The following is a 15,107-nucleotide window of genomic DNA, read 5'->3' as shown; positions in this document are numbered from 1 at the left end:
CATCACTCGACGCCGTAACGCACTTCGAGCCGCGGCTGCATTTCCGCTTCGTCCCCGACCTCGCTCGCCGCCACGCCGGTCAGGCGACGCAGGATTGCTTCGGCTGACAGCATGATGAGAATGCGCTCGTTGCTGTGCGGTAGCGGCTTCACCAGGCTCTCGGTGAGGGCCTGCCCGCTGCGGCCCATCATCGCCGGAATGGGGTCGATTCGTGACGACGGAATCTCCGGAATGTCGCCAAGTTCGTCGACCAGAATGCCGAACTTCGCCTGATACTCTGCAACGTAGAGCACCACGATCTGACCCGCGGTGCGCAGTGGCGCGCGACCGGGCAGCATGGCCGACAGGTCGAAAACGCTGATCGCCTGGTCCTGGTACATGATGCAGCCGCGCACCCAGTCCGGCATGCCCGGAACGGCGGTGATGTTCTGCCTGTCGATGGCTTCCACCACGTGCGTGGTGCGCACGCCGTAGCGGCTGCCGGCGATGAGGAAAGTCGCCACCTCGACGCAGTCCTCATCCTTGGCTGTGCGTGGCGCGAATCCGCTGCTCTGTGCGGGTGCTTGCCGGCATCCGCCGGATCCCGCTGCGAGCGTCTCCGACAGGGGGACGAGCACGAGTGCGACCAGATCGTTGCGATAGCGATCGTCAGGGCCCTTGTACTCGCGGTAGCCTGAAGACATGCGCGATCCGACTGCGTAGTAGCGGTTGTCGAGTTCGACGATGTTGGCGCAGGATGCACCGGGCGCGAGTTCGAAGAAGCTGCGGTCGAGCACGATTCGGGCGCCGGGCTGGAATGAAGGGTTGGTGCTGGCGAGCACGCGTCCGTCAGGCGTGGCGAATACGCCGAAAGCCCCGCCAAACGCCTTCCCGTCGTCCTTGCGCGGCAGACTGTCCTTCAGCATCGCGGCGAGTTGCGGCTCGGCGTCGAACACGATGGCGATGCCGCCGACCACCTCGCCACTTTCGCCTGGGGCGCGAATCGCTGCGGCGTAAGTCCATGTCGGCCGATCGTCGTACAGGCGCGAGGGCGCAAACGGGGACACGCAATAGCCCTGGCTGTCGGGAAGTGCCAGCGTGGCGCGCACCCAGTCGCCTTGAAGGCGCTCGCCAATCAGCCCGGCAGCGGCAGGGTTCGACACCGCGACAACCGTACCGGATGCATCGAAGACCAGCAGGTTGGTATAGACGGTGTACAGGCCGTTGATCGTGCTCAGGATGTCCGTCAGCGCTCCGCTCCAGTCCCTCGGGCTGGTTTCATTCGATGCGAGGGCGCTGCGGAAGGCGCTCGTCAGTGCCCACCAGCGGCAGTCGTTGGCGCGCTCGTAGAGGTTGCGATCCATGATGTCCATCGCGAGCGCAGACTTGGCCACGCAATCGTGCAGCACCGACGACAGCACAGTCTCGTAGAGGTTGGTCGTGGAATCGCTGAACACCTTGTGCGTGCGCGCCCCGGTGCTGCCGATTTCGCGCAGCAGAACCTTTGCAAACGCGCCATTGAGTGCGGCGCCGTCGCGAGTCAGCCACAGGTGGCCATTCCATACCGCACGGTTGAGCTCGCTCTGAATCGTGGTTGCGCGTTGCGGGATCGCGCGCAGGTCGGGTGCGAAGAGGCGGGTTGTCTCAAGGGCGCCCGCCCGGATTGCGGCGGGTACCGCCTCCAGTTCGTGCGCAACGGCCATGTCGAAGGCATGGTCGAGCGGCGCCAGCGCGTGTCCCAGCCAGCCGGGACCAGCATAGCCCTGGTAGCTTTGCGCCGCACGGGTGGTGGCGAGATACTCGCGCCCGGCGAAGCGGACGATCTGGCTCACTTCGCCGCGACCATGCTCGACCTTTGCACCGAGGGGGAACTGATACTGGTCGCTGCTTGCAATGATGCAACCGCAGTCGTCGAGCAGGGTGATGACCGTCCAGTCATCGGCGTCGAGGAGGCTGTCGAAAATGCGTTCGCACTCGTCAGCAAAGCGGAAGCACAGGCAAAGTACGCCGACGGGACGGCTGCCGTCGGCCGACATCACCCGATAGGCGTAGATCAGCGGAGCGGCTTCGCCGGGCAGCAGGTCCGTCTTGCGGAACACTTCGACGTAAGGGGCGCTGGTGCTGAGTGCCTCGGCGATGAGCCGGTCGCCGGACGAGGACACCGGATTGCCCTCGTCAAGCTGTGCGAGCAGTTGCCCGTCGGGCGCGAGCAGAATGATGTTGTGATAGACGGAGTACTTGCGCACGTACTCGCGAAAACGCTGCCGCAGGGCATCGCGCTGTACAGGATCTGCGTCGGACGCCGACCCGGTGGAGGCTTCGGCAAAGTCGCGGATGTCCGCATCCGTTGCCAGAAAGCCGATATCGGCCGTGCGCTCGTACAGGTTGCGAACCAGCAGATCGATGGCGACCCGGGCGTTCGAGCCCAGACTCTGAACCGCCTTGCGTTGCAGCTCCCGCGCAAGCTGCTCCAGCAGTTCGCCGGCGAGCGTACTGAAATCGGTGCGCATCCCGCTGATATCCGTTCCTGCGCAGAGCAGCTGGCCGAGCAGGCTCAGGTTGTCGTAGATCGACTGTATCTCCTGCAGGCGGGTCTGATCTTCATGCAGACCGCTCATGAAGCGGGTCAGATAGGCAAGCTGGGGGACGGAGCGATGATGGCGTGTGCTGGACATGAGGGCACCCGATGGTTCTGTGTGCCAAGACTAAAGCAATAGCTGCGCCAGTCCGTGGCTGTCTGCGGCGAGGGCGCTCGATGTCAGGAAAAACACCTTCTGAACGGGCGCTTTGGCGCCGGTTCAGCGCGGCGCGCAGGCAGCGGGGCGGGTGAGCGCGCAAGTAAGCATCTCGGAATGCCCGTATCACGGCACGGATCAGGGGTTTGGTGCACCGGAACAGTGCGTACAAACCCCCGGCTCAGCGCACGACCGGTCGGTTGGGGAGCTGGTTTCCGCGCGCGCGGCTGATCGTTTGCCCGACGTCCGGGAAGCGCGCGCTCAGCGCGGCATCCACGGCATCGATGGCGATGCCCAGTCCCGCTTCATGGTCGCCGCTGGCGAAGGTGCCGAGCACGCGTGGCAGCACGCTGCCGAGCTGCTCAGGCCCGAGCAGGTCGGCGATGCTCCGGTCGGCGACGATCTCTATCCGGTGCTCGGCGAGCTGGACGTAGATCAGTACGCCGTTGTTGTCGGCCGTGTCCCACACCCGCATGGTGGAGAAGAGGTCGATCGCACGTTCACGCACAAGGGCTTCGATCGGCTCGCGGTGCCAGGCGTGGCGCCAGAGCATTCCCCGCGGCAGACTCGCCTCGATGCACAGGCAGATCTCGCCCGTGTGCTTCAGTTCGCTGTCGTGGATGCGCTGGTCGAGCCGGTTGAGTGCGGCCTCGCCCAGCAGGCGGAAGGCGTCGTCGGCGTCGAGCCAGAAATGGCGCAGGAGTCTTGTTGTCAGGTTCATGATCACCAGCCTCCCGACGCGCCACCACCACCGAAGCTGCCGCCGCCGCCAGAGCGGAAGCCGCCCCCACCGCTGCTGCGACCACCACCGAAGCCACCACCGCGGATGACGGGGCCGCCCCCGCCAAAGCCGCCACCCCCGCCGCCGCCAATGGCGATGGTGAAGATCAGCGCAAGCACGCCGCCGACGATGGCCAGCAGCAGGCTGCCGGTAATCAGCTGGACGATGAAGCCCATCACGCCGGCTGTGGCCAGGGTGCCGAGTTTGCGTCCAAGCACGCTGGTGAGAATGCCCCCGAGCACCGGCACACCTACAAAGAGAAAGGCGGCGATGTCTTCGAGCGAGAAGTCCCAGTCATCGCCTGAGGAGGCGGACTGTGCAGGGAGCGGCAGGTCTTCGCCGGAGATGCGGGCGATAAGGCCCTCCACCCCCGCCGCAATGCCGCCGGCAAAGTCACCGTCACGAAAGCGCGGGGTGATGAGGCCGTCGATGATGCGAAAAGCGATGACGTCGGGTACGGCGCCTTCGAGCGCGCGGGTGACCTCGATCCGAACCTTGCGGTCATTCTTGGCGACCACCAGCAGCACACCATCGCCTACCTCGCGGCGGCCGATCTTCCACTGATCGGCAACGCGGAAGGCGTACGAGGCGATGTCCTCCGGCGCGGTGCTCGCGACAACCAGCACCACGATCTGGCTGCCGCGTTCGGTTTCGAATGCGGCCAGTCTGGACTCGAGCGATTGACGGACGCCCGCGTCGAGCGTGCCGGTCTGATCGATGACCCGAGCGCTCAGTTCGGGCACCGGAAGCACCGCCTGAGCAAACACTGCCGGGCTCAGCAGCAGCATTGCACAGGCGAGCCAGCGCAAGGCGAGCGCGATCAGGGACGAAAGCCGTGTCCGGACGTGCCGACGAGCACTGCGGTGCGAACTGACGTGAATCATCCCGCGTCCTGACATGCCTCAGCGCGATCCCTGGCTACCGAAATCAACTGTCGGCGGACGCGAAATCTCGGCCTCGTTTGCAACCGTGAAGCCGGCCTTGGGCGCGTAGCTGAAGATCATCGCGGTCAGATTGGTCGGGAAGCTGCGCGCGAGCACGTTGTACTGCTGCACTGCGCCGATGTACTTGTTGCGGGCCACGGTGATGCGGTTCTCCGTACCCTCGAGCTGTACCCGCAGTTCTTGGAAGCCCTGGTTCGCCTTCAGGTTGGGGTAGTTCTCGGACACGGCCAGCAGTCGCGACAGGGCACCGCCGAGCTGCCCCTGTGCCTGCTGGAAGCGCTCCATGGCCTGTGGGTCGTTGAGGGTTTCAGGCGTGACCTGAATCGCCGTGGCACGCGAACGCGCTTCGATCACCCGGGTGAGGGTGGTCTGCTCGAAGTCGGCTTCGCCCTTTACGGTGGCGACGATGTTGGGAACGAGGTCGGCGCGACGCTGGTACTGGTTGAGCACTTCGGCCCACGCGGCCTTGGTCTCTTCGTCCAGACGCTGGAAGTCGTTATAGCCGCAGCCCGACAGCCCCAGCAGGGCGACCAGGCTGAGCAGCAGTGTAAAGCGGCGGATCAGGCGTTGAAGCATTTCAGTGATTCTCCGTTAAGCGGTCTCAGAGCTGAGGCGCGCCAGTGAGCGAATGCAGGCGTTCGACAGCGCTCGCATCCAGTTGCAGCATCTGCGCCAGGGTGCGCAGGTAGTTGCGCTCGGCTTCGGTGTCGAGGTTGATCGCAAGCAGGGATGCCGCATACACCTGAGTACCGACCAGCGCGTCGGGGACGTCGGCGACCAGCGCCTGAAGGTTGAGCGGTGCGCGCAGCTCATCGGTGATGAACTGCTTCTCTTCGGCGCTGACACCGTCGTCGTCGATCTTGCCGACGATGCGCTGGATCTCTTCGTCATCAACCTGGCCGTCGGCCTTGGCTGCGCTGATCATTGCGCGCAGCACCAGCGTTTCAGCCTGGGGCGATGTGAGCTCGGCAAACTGTTGCGGTGCGATGGCAGGCATTGCGGCAGCCGCGCCGGCGCTCTGCGACTGTTGCCAGTGCTTGAATGCGGCCATGGCCAGCGTGCCTAGAATTGCCATGCCACCACCGCTGGCACCGCCACTGGCGTCGCTGCGTCCGCCCCCGAGCAGCATGCCCGCGAGGTCGCCCAGACCGCCAGCGCCACCCGACGCGCCCGACCGCCCGCCACCAAGCAGCATGCCGGCCAGATCACCCAGACCGCCGCCTTGTGCGCCACCTGCACTGCGTCCACCGCCAAGTGCACCGGCCGCCATGTCGAGCAGACCGCCGAGGCCGCCACCGCCACCCCCCATTGCGTTCGACTGCGGGCTTTGCTGCGCACCACCCTGGCCGCCGAGCAGGCCGCCAAGCATCTCTTCGAGACCTCCCATGCCGCCGAGACCCTGTGAGCCCAGGGCGTGATCGAGGCGACCACGGCTCTGGTTGGCCATGCCTTGCTGCAGCAGTTGTCCGATGATGTTTCCGAAGCTCATGTTATTTACTCCTTCTGACGGGGCGTGCTGCCCCGAGTGAGTGGTGCCGGGCACCTTGCAACTGCGGCGGTCGGAGACCGCATCAAAATGTCAGTTGCAAGCATGCCTGAATAAGACGGGTGTTCAAAGCTTGCGCCACACGCTGGCAAGCCAGGGCTGTTGAGCGCACGGCAGGCCGGGTGGACGGTAGTAGTGATGCAGTTCGGTGAAGCCGGCACTGGCGAGTAACTGACGCCACGTCTCCAGATTGTAGTAACAGCCGTAGCGTTCGCCGCTGAAGCCTTCCTGGTTGTCGCCACGCGGATTCGAACTGAACAGGACGCCGCGCGGCTTCAGTGTGCGATGCAACTGTGTCAGCACATCGGGCAGCGCCGGGCGCGGCACATGGAACAGCGAAGCGTTGGCAAAAACGCCATCGAAATGCCCGGTCGGCAGATCGAGTGCGATGAAGTCCTGGTGCAGCACCGCGCAGCCGGTGTCGACGCTTGCCATGCCGACAAGGGCAGCCGAACCGTCCAGCCCGACTGCCTGATGCCCGAGCGCGCTGAAATACTTCAGATCACGCCCCGGTCCGCATCCGAAATCGAGCAGGGTGAAAGGGGCAGGTCCTTCAATCGCACCCAGGAATGCAGCGTAGTTCTGGCTGACGTCGTGACCGCGGGTTCCGTCGCGGAATCCGGCTGCTTCGCGGTCATAGTGTGCAATGGTGGCGCGGGTAAGTTCTTTCATCGATCCTGTTGGACGGAGGGGGGCACGGGCCCGGGGGCGCGATGCCGGCGACCAGTGCATCACTTGGCGCCAAACCCGAACAGCCTACCACCTGCACCCGTATGTCGGACGTCTGCACGGCACGATTCGTGACCTCTGGCACGGTTTCGGTGCGCAGAACGGGGGTGATGCACCGGATTGATGCGAGAGCTGCCGGGCTTGCCCCGGAAACGTGCCCGTTGCGTAGCGCTGAGTTGGCAAGCTTTCTGCTTTAGATCCTGAAACGAGGAGTCCAGTATGGCAGAAACGCGTTCCACCTGTTGTTATTGCGGCGTTGGCTGCGGTGTCATCATCGAGCATGAAGGCGATCAAATTACCGGTGTGCGTGGCGACCCCGCGCATCCGGCCAACTTTGGCAGGTTATGCACAAAGGGATCGACGCTGCATCTGTCGGCTGGACCTGAGACCCTCGCCGTCCGCGCGCTTCGGCCCGAGTTGCGCACTGAATGCGAGACCGCGCGTCAGGTGGTGAGCTGGGATGCGGCGCTCGATCACGTCGCCGACCGTTTTGCCGCCATCATTCGCGAACACGGGCCGGATGCTGTGGCGTTCTACGGTGCGGGACAGCTGCTCACCGAGGACTATTACGTCTTCAACAAGCTCGTCAAAGGCCTGATTGGCACCAACAACCTCGATACCAACTCGCGCCTGTGCATGTCGAGTGCGGTCAGCGGCTACAAGATGACGCTCGGCGCCGACGCTCCGCCGGCGAGCTACGAGGACATTGCGCATACAGACTGTCTGGTCATTGCCGGCAGCAACACCGCGTTTGCGCACCCGATCGTGTTCCGCAGGGTTGAGGACGCGCGCACGGCGAATCCGGCGATGAAGCTGATCGTGATCGATCCGCGCCGCACCGACACTGCCGAGGCAGCCGATCTTCACCTTGCGCTGCTTCCCGGCACCGACATCGCGCTCTACAACGCCATGCTGCATGTGATGCTGTGGGAAGGTCTGGTGAAACGCGAATACATCGACGCCCACACCGAGGGGTTCGATGCGATCAAGAAAACCGTGCGTGAATACACACCGGCCATGGCGTCGGCGATCTGCGGACTGAGCAAGAAGGAGATCGAAACGGCCGCTGAGTGGTTTGCCAGCAGCCCGGCCACGCTCTCGATGTACTGTCAGGGGCTGAACCAGTATGCGTTTGGCAGCCACAACAACGCGGCGCTGATCAACCTCCACCTTGCCACCGGTCACATCGGTCGGGCTGGCGCCGGTCCGCTATCCCTGACCGGACAGCCCAACGCGATGGGCGGGCGTGAGGTCGGCGGTCTCGCCAACCTGCTGTCGGCGCACCGTGATCTGGGGAACCCCGCGCACCGTGCCGAGGTTGCAGCCCTGTGGGGCGTGGATTCGGTGCCGGAGAAGCCCGGCAAGAGCGCGGTCGAGTTGTTCCAGGCGCTCAGGTCGGGCGAGGTGAAGGCGGTCTGGATTGCCTGTACCAACCCGGCGCAGTCGATGCCCGACCAGACCCTGGTGCATGAGGCGCTGGCGACCGCCGAACTGGTGGTGGTGCAGGAAGCCTTCGCCCACACCGAAACCTGCCGCCACGCCGATGTCTTGCTGCCGGCGACGACCTGGGGCGAGAAGGACGGCACGGTGACCAACTCCGAGCGCCGCATCACGCGCGTCCGGGGTGCCGTCCCGGCGCCGGGCGAGGCACGGCACGACTGGCAGATCGCGGTCGACTTTGCACGCCGGCTCGGGGTCGCGCTGGGCAAGGGTGAGCTTGCGCAGCGCATGTTCCCCTACGCAAACCCGGAATCGATCTGGAACGAGCACCGCGAAAGCACGCGCGGTCGCGATCTCGACATCACCGGCCTGTCGTATGCGATGCTGGAGGCGGACGGCCCGCAGCAATGGCCGTTCCCGACAGGTGCAAGCTCCGGAAAGCAGCGCCTTTACGAAGACGGTGTGTTCCCGACCGTTTCGGGCAAGGCGCGCTTCGTGGTGACCGAGCACGCGATGACGGCGGAGTCGCCCAGCGCGCGCTATCCCCTGCATCTGATCACCGGGCGTTTGCGCGACCAGTGGCACGGGATGAGCCGCACCGGTCTGGTGGCGCGCCTCTACAACCATGAGCAGGAGCCGCTGCTGCACATGCACCCCGAGGATCTCGCGCGGCGCAGGCTGAAGGGCGGTGATCTGGTGACGGTGCGCGCGCGTGGCGGCACGATCGTGGTCAAGGTGCTCGAGTCGACCACCGTGCGCGCGGGGCAGTGTTTCCTGCCGATGCACTGGGGCGGTAACGCGATGTCCGGACTGGGCTCGAACACGCTGACGCCGTCGAAGTTCGATCCGTATTCGAAGCAGCCCGAACTGAAGCATGCAGCGGTGCAGGTCGAGGCCTTCGTGGCCGCTCACACGCTGGTGGCAATGCGTGCAAGCGGCGAGGCCGGCGCGGACAATCCGCATGCGCTGATGGAGCGCCTGAGACCGCTGCTGTCGGGCTTCCCCTATGCCAGCCTGACCCTGGCCGGACGTGAACACCCGGTGGTGGTGCTCAAGGCGCGCAGCGAGCAGATCGAACCGGCGCTGCTGGCCGAACTCGATCGTGCGCTCGGACTGGACGATCCGGTCAAGACCCTGAGCTACAGCGACAGCCGCCGTGACATCGCAAAACATGCGCGCGTCGACGGTGACCGGCTGACGGCCGTTCGTCTGGCGGGTGAGGCGCTGGCGTCTGACTGGCTGACCGATCTGATGGTGAGGCGCGAATCCGCCGCGCCGGTGCGCAACTGGCTGCTGGCGCCGGTCACGCAGCCGCCCGCGGGCAAGGTGATGCGTGGGAAGGTGATCTGCAACTGCTTCGACGTTTCGGAAGACGACATCCTGGCGGCCTTCCACGCCGGCGAGTCGCTCGATGCCCTGCAGGCGCGAACCCGCTGCGGCACCAACTGCGGCTCCTGCGTGCCCGAACTCAAGCGCATGCAGAACGCCACGCCGACCTCCCGCACTGCCGCCTGAGCGCGGTGTCGGGGGAGGGGCCGGTTCTCAGCGCTTGCGCTTGGGGGCCGGCCCGTATTTCTTGAACACTGCGCGGGCGTCGAGGTCCGCACGTTCCTTGGTGCAGATCGACGGATCGTCGTCGTGGCCGCTGAAGAACTCATCTTCCTGCGCACGCATCACCATCGCAACGGCGTCTTCTTCGCTTTGGCCGAAGTTCTCGTAGAGCAGGGTGCAGACTTCGTCCAGATGTTCTTCGTAGGTCATGTCAGTTTCCGGATGTTTTCTCAGTAGCGGTCATGCCTTGCGGCGAATGGCGACAACATGCTGGTACAGCCCGCCGAACAGGGTGCGATGCGTCCAGTCGAACTCGCCAGCGCGGCCCGACATCGATTCAATCGGGGTGTCGAGCAAGGAGGGGGCGTAAGGCTCCAGCGTCCGGAACACCAGGTTCATCACCGGAGCAAGCGGGTTCCAGCGCGCGCAGCGATGATAATCGACAAACACCGCCTTGCCGCCGGGTTCGACTGCGGCGAGCAGATTGTCGACGATCTTCCGGCGCTGGTCTTCAGGGACTTCGTGCAGCAGAAAGAAACAGCACACCCCGTCATACGTCTTGCTGCCCAGCGGCTCGCTCAGATCGGCCAGGCGGGCACGGGCGTGAGTATGCGTGGCCAGTTTTCTGCGCACATTGGCGATCTGGATCGGCGCCACGTCGACGACGTCGAGCGCGCCGTTATTGCCGACGCGTGCGGCTAGCATCGGTGAGAATGCGCCATATACGCAGGCCGCCTGCAACACCCGCTGCCCTGGCGAAAACTCCGCCACCGCAGCACGCATCAGGCGCCCGGCATTGCCCCACAGAATCGCGGACACCACCAGGCTGCGATCCAGCCAGGGCAGGGTACGGTGGCTGAGGTAGGCCCAAGTATAGGTTTTTCGCAGGTAGTCGGGCAGGACGTCGGCGCTTGCGGCCGATTCGCTGGGGGGTGGGCTCATGGCGGCTCCATCGTATCGAGTCATGTCGGTGAGTCCGGGGTGCGACCGTCGCCGTCGTGGCCTGAACGAACCTGCGGCGATCGACGTTGCAGCGCACAACGCCTTCAGTATGCCCGCATACGGCCGGCGGCGAAACCGTCTGCCGGCCGTCCTGCGGTCAGCGCTGGATGCTGACTGCGCTCGCAGCCCTCAAGGCCTTGGCGCGCGCGTCCTCGATACTGTCGTCGAGTGCGAGCGCGACACCCATGCGGCGCTGGCCCTTGATCTCGGGTTTGCCGAACAGCCGCAGGGCGGTATCGGGCTCGCTCAGGGCTGCGTCGAGATTGCCGAACACCGGCTGGGTCGAATCGCCTTCGACCAGGATCACCGCGGACGCTGCCGGGCCGTGCTGGCGGATCGCCGGGATCGGGAGGCCGAGAAGTGCACGCGCATGCAGCGCAAACTCCGACAGATCCTGCGAGATCAGGGTGACAAGGCCGGTGTCGTGCGGGCGTGGTGAGACTTCGCTGAACCACACCTCATTGCCCTTGATGAACAGCTCCACCCCGAACAGGCCGCGTCCGCCCAATGCTTCGGTGACGGCCAGTGCGATGCGCTCGGAGGCGGCAATCGCTTCGGCTGTCATCGGCTGCGGCTGCCACGATTCCTGATAATCGCCTTTCTCCTGGCGATGACCGACCGGGGCGCAGAAGGTGGTGCCACCGGCGTGGCGCACGGTGAGCAGGGTGATCTCGTAGTCGAAATCGATGAAGCCTTCCACGATCACCCGGCCCTTGCCGGCGCGGCCGCCTTCCTGGGCGTAATCCCAGGCCTTCTGAACATCGTCTGCGCTCCGCAGCAGGCTCTGGCCCTTGCCCGAGGAGCTCATGATCGGTTTGACCACGCAGGGGAAGCCAAGCGCTTCAACCGCCGCCGCATAGTCTTCGAAACTGTCTGCGAAGCGGTAGGGCGAGGTGGGCAGACCGAGCGTCTCTGCGGCGAGGCGGCGGATGCCCTCGCGGTTCATCGTCAGCTGGGCCGCGCGCGCGGTGGGGATCACCGTGTAGCCTTCGGCCTCGAGCTCGACGAGGGTCGCAGTGGCGATGGCCTCGATCTCCGGCACGATGTAGTGCGGCTTCTCCTGCTCGATGACGGCACGCAGCGCAGCACCGTCGAGCATGCTGATGACGTGGCTGCGATGCGCGACCTGCATCGCGGGTGCGTTGGCGTAGCGGTCGACCGCGATCACCTCGCAGCCGAAGCGCTGCAGTTCGATGGCAACTTCCTTGCCGAGTTCACCCGAGCCGCACAGCAGCACGCGGGTGGCGGTGGGGGAGCGTGGCGTGCCGATACTGACCATGGCGGACATCCCTAAATGTGTTCAAACGAAAACAGACCGCCGGGATCGGCGGCGGTCTGTCCCTGGTGATGCGCAAGCCGCTTAACGTGAGATTGGCTTGTAGCGGATACGCTTGGGCTTGGCGCCTTCTTCACCCAGACGCTTGCGCTTGTCCTCTTCGTATTCCTGGTAGTTGCCAGCGAAGAAGGTCCATTGCGAATCGCCCTCGGCCGCCAGGATGTGGGTACAGATACGGTCGAGGAACCAGCGATCGTGCGAGATGATCATCGCGCAGCCGGCGAATTCGAGCAGCGCATCTTCGAGCGCGCGCAGGGTCTCGACGTCGAGGTCGTTGGACGGTTCGTCGAGCAGCAGCACGTTGCCACCGGCGATCAGGGTCTTGGCCAGATGCAGGCGACCACGCTCACCACCCGACAGGTTGCCGACGATCTTCTGCTGGTCGCCACCCTTGAAGTTGAAGCGGCCGATGTAGGCGCGGCTCGGCATTTCGAAGCGGCCGACAGTCAGGATGTCGGCGCCGTCGGAGATGGCCTCGAACACGGTCTTGTCGTTGGCCAGACCTTCGCGCGACTGATCCACTGCGGCAATCTTCACTGTCGAGCCGATGACCACTTCGCCACTGTCGGGCGTGTCCTTGCCCTGAATCATCTTGAACAGGGTCGACTTACCGGCGCCGTTGGGGCCGATCACGCCGACGATGGCGCCGGGCGGAACGCTGAAGCTGACCTTGTCCATCAGCAGCTTGTCGCCGAAGGCCTTGGAGACGTCGTTGAATTCGATGACCTTGTCGCCGAGACGCTCGCCGGGCGGAATGAAGATCTCGTGGGTTTCGTTGCGCTTCTGGTACTCGACCGTGGTCATTTCCTCGTAGCGCGCCAGACGGGCCTTGGATTTGGCCTGACGTGCCTTCGGGTTGGAGCGTGCCCACTCCAGTTCGGTCTTCATCGCCTTCTGGTGGGCGGCTTCCTGCTTGCTCTCCTGAGCGAGGCGCTCGCCCTTCTGCTCCAGCCAGGACGAGTAGTTGCCCTTCCACGGGATGCCGTGTCCGCGGTCGAGTTCGAGAATCCACTCGGCGGCGTTGTCGAGGAAGTAACGGTCGTGGGTGACTGCGACCACGGTGCCGGGGAAGCGGGTGAGGAACTGCTCCAGCCACTCGACCGATTCGGCGTCGAGGTGGTTGGTCGGTTCGTCGAGGAGGAGCATGTCGGGGCGCGACAGCAGCAGCTTGCACAGCGCGACGCGGCGCTTCTCACCACCGGACAGGTTGCCGACGACGGCCTCCCAGGGCGGCAGGCGCAGGGCGTCGGCGGCGATTTCCATCTGCGTCTCGATGTCGGCGCCGGCGGAGGACAGGATGTTCTCGTACTTCGCCTGATCTTCGGCAAGCTTGTCGAAGTCGGCGTCGGGTTCGGCATAGGCGGCGTAGATTTCTTCCAGCTTCTGGCGCGCTTCGACGATTTCGCCGAGGCCGGACTCGACTTCTTCCTTCACCGTCTTGGCGGGGTCGAGCTCGGGCTCCTGTGCAAGGTAGCCGATGCGCTGACCGGCGAGATGCTGGACTTCGCCTTCGTATTCCTTGTCGACTCCGGCCATGATGCGCAGCACGGTTGACTTGCCCGAGCCGTTGAGGCCGAGCAGGCCGATCTTGGCACCGGGGAAGAAGGAGAGGGAAATATCCTTGATGATCTGACGCTTGGGCGGAACAATCTTGCTCACGCGAAGCATCGACATTACATATTGGGCCATGGAGTTCCGGAAGGGATGGACACGAAACCATGGAGTCTACCCCAGCTGACGGGATGGCCGCCATGTGGCGATGGCTGCGGCGCCGCATTCGGGCGCGCCGCTCAGCGATACAGCGGCAGGGCGCTGATGCGGCGCTCGACTTCGGCGATCAGCTGACCGTAGGCCGCGCTCTCTGTGCTACCGAAGCGGCGGCGGAATTCCGCTTCGGTGATGAATTCGGGCAGGCCCCGCAGGATGGGGACGAGATCGCCGTCGCGCATCGGCGCAGCGAGCGCGGCGTCGATGCGTGCCGGATCGTCGGTGAGGAGCTTGCCGAAGCGGGTGCCGGCACGATCGGCGGCAAGGTCGGCGAAGGAGAAGCCGCTGCCGCTGCGGGCGTCCTCAAGCTCCTTGTACAGGCCGATGGCGTCCGCGATTGGCTCGCCTGCCCACGCCGAGAGCGCAGCCGAGATGATGAAATGCTGAGCGGTGTCCACGCGGCGGTGAAGCGTCAGCGCCCGGCGCGGCGGACGCGGCCATGCAGCCGCTTCGGGGATGACTGCGGCAAGGTCGCGCCCTGCGAGATAGCTGGCAAGGACGAGGAGTACAGCGCGGCGACGTGCAAGGGATGCGTCGTTACCCACCTGCAGCATGGGTTTAAGTACCGCAGGCAGGGGCAGTGCCTGTCCTTGCGCGCGGAAACCCAGCAGCCCCGCAAGGTCGCGCCGAGCGGCTTCGAGCTGTTGTGTGGTGTCGCTCGGGAGCGCCAGTGCGCGCGCGCGGCTCAGGAGTTCGGGCTGCCAGACATAGGCGATGTCCACCCTGTTGCCGCTGGCTGCAATCGCAACGCGCCTGACCGAGCTGCGGACGAGGCGCCATTCCTCGGTGTATCCGCCGATCCGCGCCAGCAGTCCGATGAGCGGCAACACCGATTGCGGCGGAAGGCTCAGACTGCCGACCTGAAAGCGATCGATGCGAAGCTGCTTGCCGTCATCGCTCAGGCGGGCGCGCAGGTTGAGATAGCGTTCCACCGGAATCAGCGGTACGGGGAGGGTAAGGCGGAGTTCCGCCTGCCTGGCCGCGGCAGTGAAGTCCGCCTGCCCGCCGCCGAAACGCGTGGCGAGGTGATTGACGCCTTCGTCGATGAGCCGCGCCGGTACCATGACCAGCCGCGACTGGCCTGGCTGCAGTTGCCTTGGATCGTTGTGCGCGAGCAGGCGGCGGGCCTCCGCGACCACTGCGGGCGAGATCGTTTCGCTGCGGCGGACCAGCGCGGACGAATCGAGGCTGGCCACGATCACAAGGGAGAGCGCGGCGAGCAGCAGGGTCCCTGCTGCGGCCAGAGCGAGAAACAGGCGGCGCATGTCTGTACGGAATACTCAGCTGCGCTTCGGCG

Annotated in this window: 12 protein-coding genes; 1 reads left to right on the top strand and 11 read right to left on the bottom strand. The window is 65.1% G+C overall.

The genetic code is table 11. From position 1 onward, the window contains the following. Positions 1-2 precede the first annotated feature (2 nt). The 6 genes from AC22G6_RS09035 to AC22G6_RS09010 form a co-directional block, all read right to left on the bottom strand. Complete coding sequence (locus tag AC22G6_RS09035) at positions 3-2,654, bottom strand: chemotaxis protein CheW (protein WP_487366501.1); 2,652 nt, start codon at positions 2,652-2,654, stop codon at positions 3-5. A gap of 241 nt (positions 2,655-2,895) precedes the next feature. Beyond that, entirely contained in the window at positions 2,896-3,435 is a 540-nt protein-coding gene (locus AC22G6_RS09030; RefSeq protein ID WP_487366500.1) for a TPM domain-containing protein, read from the bottom strand. 2 nt (positions 3,436-3,437) lie between these two features. After that, positions 3,438-4,379, bottom strand: coding sequence for a TPM domain-containing protein (locus tag AC22G6_RS09025; RefSeq protein WP_487366499.1), 942 nt, complete (start codon positions 4,377-4,379; stop codon positions 3,438-3,440). A gap of 18 nt (positions 4,380-4,397) precedes the next feature. Beyond that, positions 4,398-5,015, bottom strand: coding sequence for a LemA family protein (locus AC22G6_RS09020; RefSeq protein ID WP_487366498.1), 618 nt, complete (start codon positions 5,013-5,015; stop codon positions 4,398-4,400). 25 nt (positions 5,016-5,040) lie between these two features. Then, positions 5,041-5,928, bottom strand: a complete 888-nt coding sequence (locus AC22G6_RS09015) for a tellurite resistance TerB family protein (RefSeq protein ID WP_487366497.1) — start codon at positions 5,926-5,928, stop codon at positions 5,041-5,043. 123 nt (positions 5,929-6,051) lie between these two features. Beyond that, a complete protein-coding gene (locus AC22G6_RS09010; protein ID WP_487366496.1) occupies positions 6,052-6,657 on the bottom strand; it encodes a class I SAM-dependent methyltransferase in 606 nt (201 codons plus the stop codon). Between the two features lie 276 nt (positions 6,658-6,933). Here AC22G6_RS09010 and AC22G6_RS09005 point away from each other — a divergent pair, with 276 nt between their 5' ends. Next, positions 6,934-9,669: a nitrate reductase gene (locus AC22G6_RS09005; protein WP_487366495.1), complete on the top strand. Its 2,736-nt coding sequence runs from the start codon at positions 6,934-6,936 to the stop codon at positions 9,667-9,669. 27 nt (positions 9,670-9,696) lie between these two features. Here AC22G6_RS09005 and AC22G6_RS09000 read toward each other — a convergent pair whose 3' ends face one another. The 5 genes from AC22G6_RS09000 to AC22G6_RS08980 all read right to left on the bottom strand — a co-directional run bounded on the left by AC22G6_RS09000 (position 9,697) and on the right by AC22G6_RS08980 (position 15,075). Then, positions 9,697-9,915, bottom strand: coding sequence for a hypothetical protein (locus AC22G6_RS09000; RefSeq protein ID WP_108948399.1), 219 nt, complete (start codon positions 9,913-9,915; stop codon positions 9,697-9,699). Positions 9,916-9,945: 30 nt separating this feature from the next. Beyond that, complete coding sequence (gene rquA / locus AC22G6_RS08995; protein ID WP_487366494.1) at positions 9,946-10,647, bottom strand: rhodoquinone biosynthesis methyltransferase RquA; 702 nt, start codon at positions 10,645-10,647, stop codon at positions 9,946-9,948. Positions 10,648-10,804: 157 nt separating this feature from the next. Beyond that, entirely contained in the window at positions 10,805-11,986 is a 1,182-nt protein-coding gene (gene purT / locus AC22G6_RS08990; RefSeq protein WP_487366493.1) for a formate-dependent phosphoribosylglycinamide formyltransferase, read from the bottom strand. A gap of 81 nt (positions 11,987-12,067) precedes the next feature. Then, on the bottom strand, positions 12,068-13,732 hold the full coding sequence (ettA, locus tag AC22G6_RS08985) for an energy-dependent translational throttle protein EttA (protein ID WP_487366492.1): 1,665 nt from the start codon (positions 13,730-13,732) through the stop codon (positions 12,068-12,070). Positions 13,733-13,833: 101 nt separating this feature from the next. Beyond that, positions 13,834-15,075 (bottom strand): hypothetical protein, encoded by a 1,242-nt coding sequence (locus AC22G6_RS08980; RefSeq protein ID WP_487366491.1) that lies wholly within the window; start codon positions 15,073-15,075, stop codon positions 13,834-13,836. Positions 15,076-15,107: the final 32 nt, after the last annotated feature.

The sequence above is a fragment of the Parazoarcus sp. PS-13 R2A genome, from assembly GCF_057621855.1.
This window is presented reverse-complemented; position numbering and strand designations above follow the sequence as displayed.

Excerpts from the sequence above, each read along its gene's own strand:
- rquA (WP_487366494.1), bottom strand. The coding sequence starts at position 10,647 with ATGAGCCCACCCCCCAGCGAATCGGCCGCAAGCGCCGACGTCCTGCCC.
- AC22G6_RS09035 (WP_487366501.1), bottom strand. The coding sequence starts at position 2,654 with ATGTCCAGCACACGCCATCATCGCTCCGTCCCCCAGCTTGCCTATCTG.
- AC22G6_RS09030 (WP_487366500.1), bottom strand. The coding sequence starts at position 3,435 with ATGAACCTGACAACAAGACTCCTGCGCCATTTCTGGCTCGACGCCGAC.
- AC22G6_RS08980 (WP_487366491.1), bottom strand. The coding sequence starts at position 15,075 with ATGCGCCGCCTGTTTCTCGCTCTGGCCGCAGCAGGGACCCTGCTGCTC.
- purT (WP_487366493.1), bottom strand. The coding sequence starts at position 11,986 with ATGGTCAGTATCGGCACGCCACGCTCCCCCACCGCCACCCGCGTGCTG.
- AC22G6_RS09020 (WP_487366498.1), bottom strand. The coding sequence starts at position 5,015 with ATGCTTCAACGCCTGATCCGCCGCTTTACACTGCTGCTCAGCCTGGTC.
- ettA (WP_487366492.1), bottom strand. The coding sequence starts at position 13,732 with ATGGCCCAATATGTAATGTCGATGCTTCGCGTGAGCAAGATTGTTCCG.
- AC22G6_RS09010 (WP_487366496.1), bottom strand. The coding sequence starts at position 6,657 with ATGAAAGAACTTACCCGCGCCACCATTGCACACTATGACCGCGAAGCA.
- AC22G6_RS09025 (WP_487366499.1), bottom strand. The coding sequence starts at position 4,379 with ATGATTCACGTCAGTTCGCACCGCAGTGCTCGTCGGCACGTCCGGACA.
- AC22G6_RS09005 (WP_487366495.1), top strand. The coding sequence starts at position 6,934 with ATGGCAGAAACGCGTTCCACCTGTTGTTATTGCGGCGTTGGCTGCGGT.
- AC22G6_RS09015 (WP_487366497.1), bottom strand. The coding sequence starts at position 5,928 with ATGAGCTTCGGAAACATCATCGGACAACTGCTGCAGCAAGGCATGGCC.
- AC22G6_RS09000 (WP_108948399.1), bottom strand. The coding sequence starts at position 9,915 with ATGACCTACGAAGAACATCTGGACGAAGTCTGCACCCTGCTCTACGAG.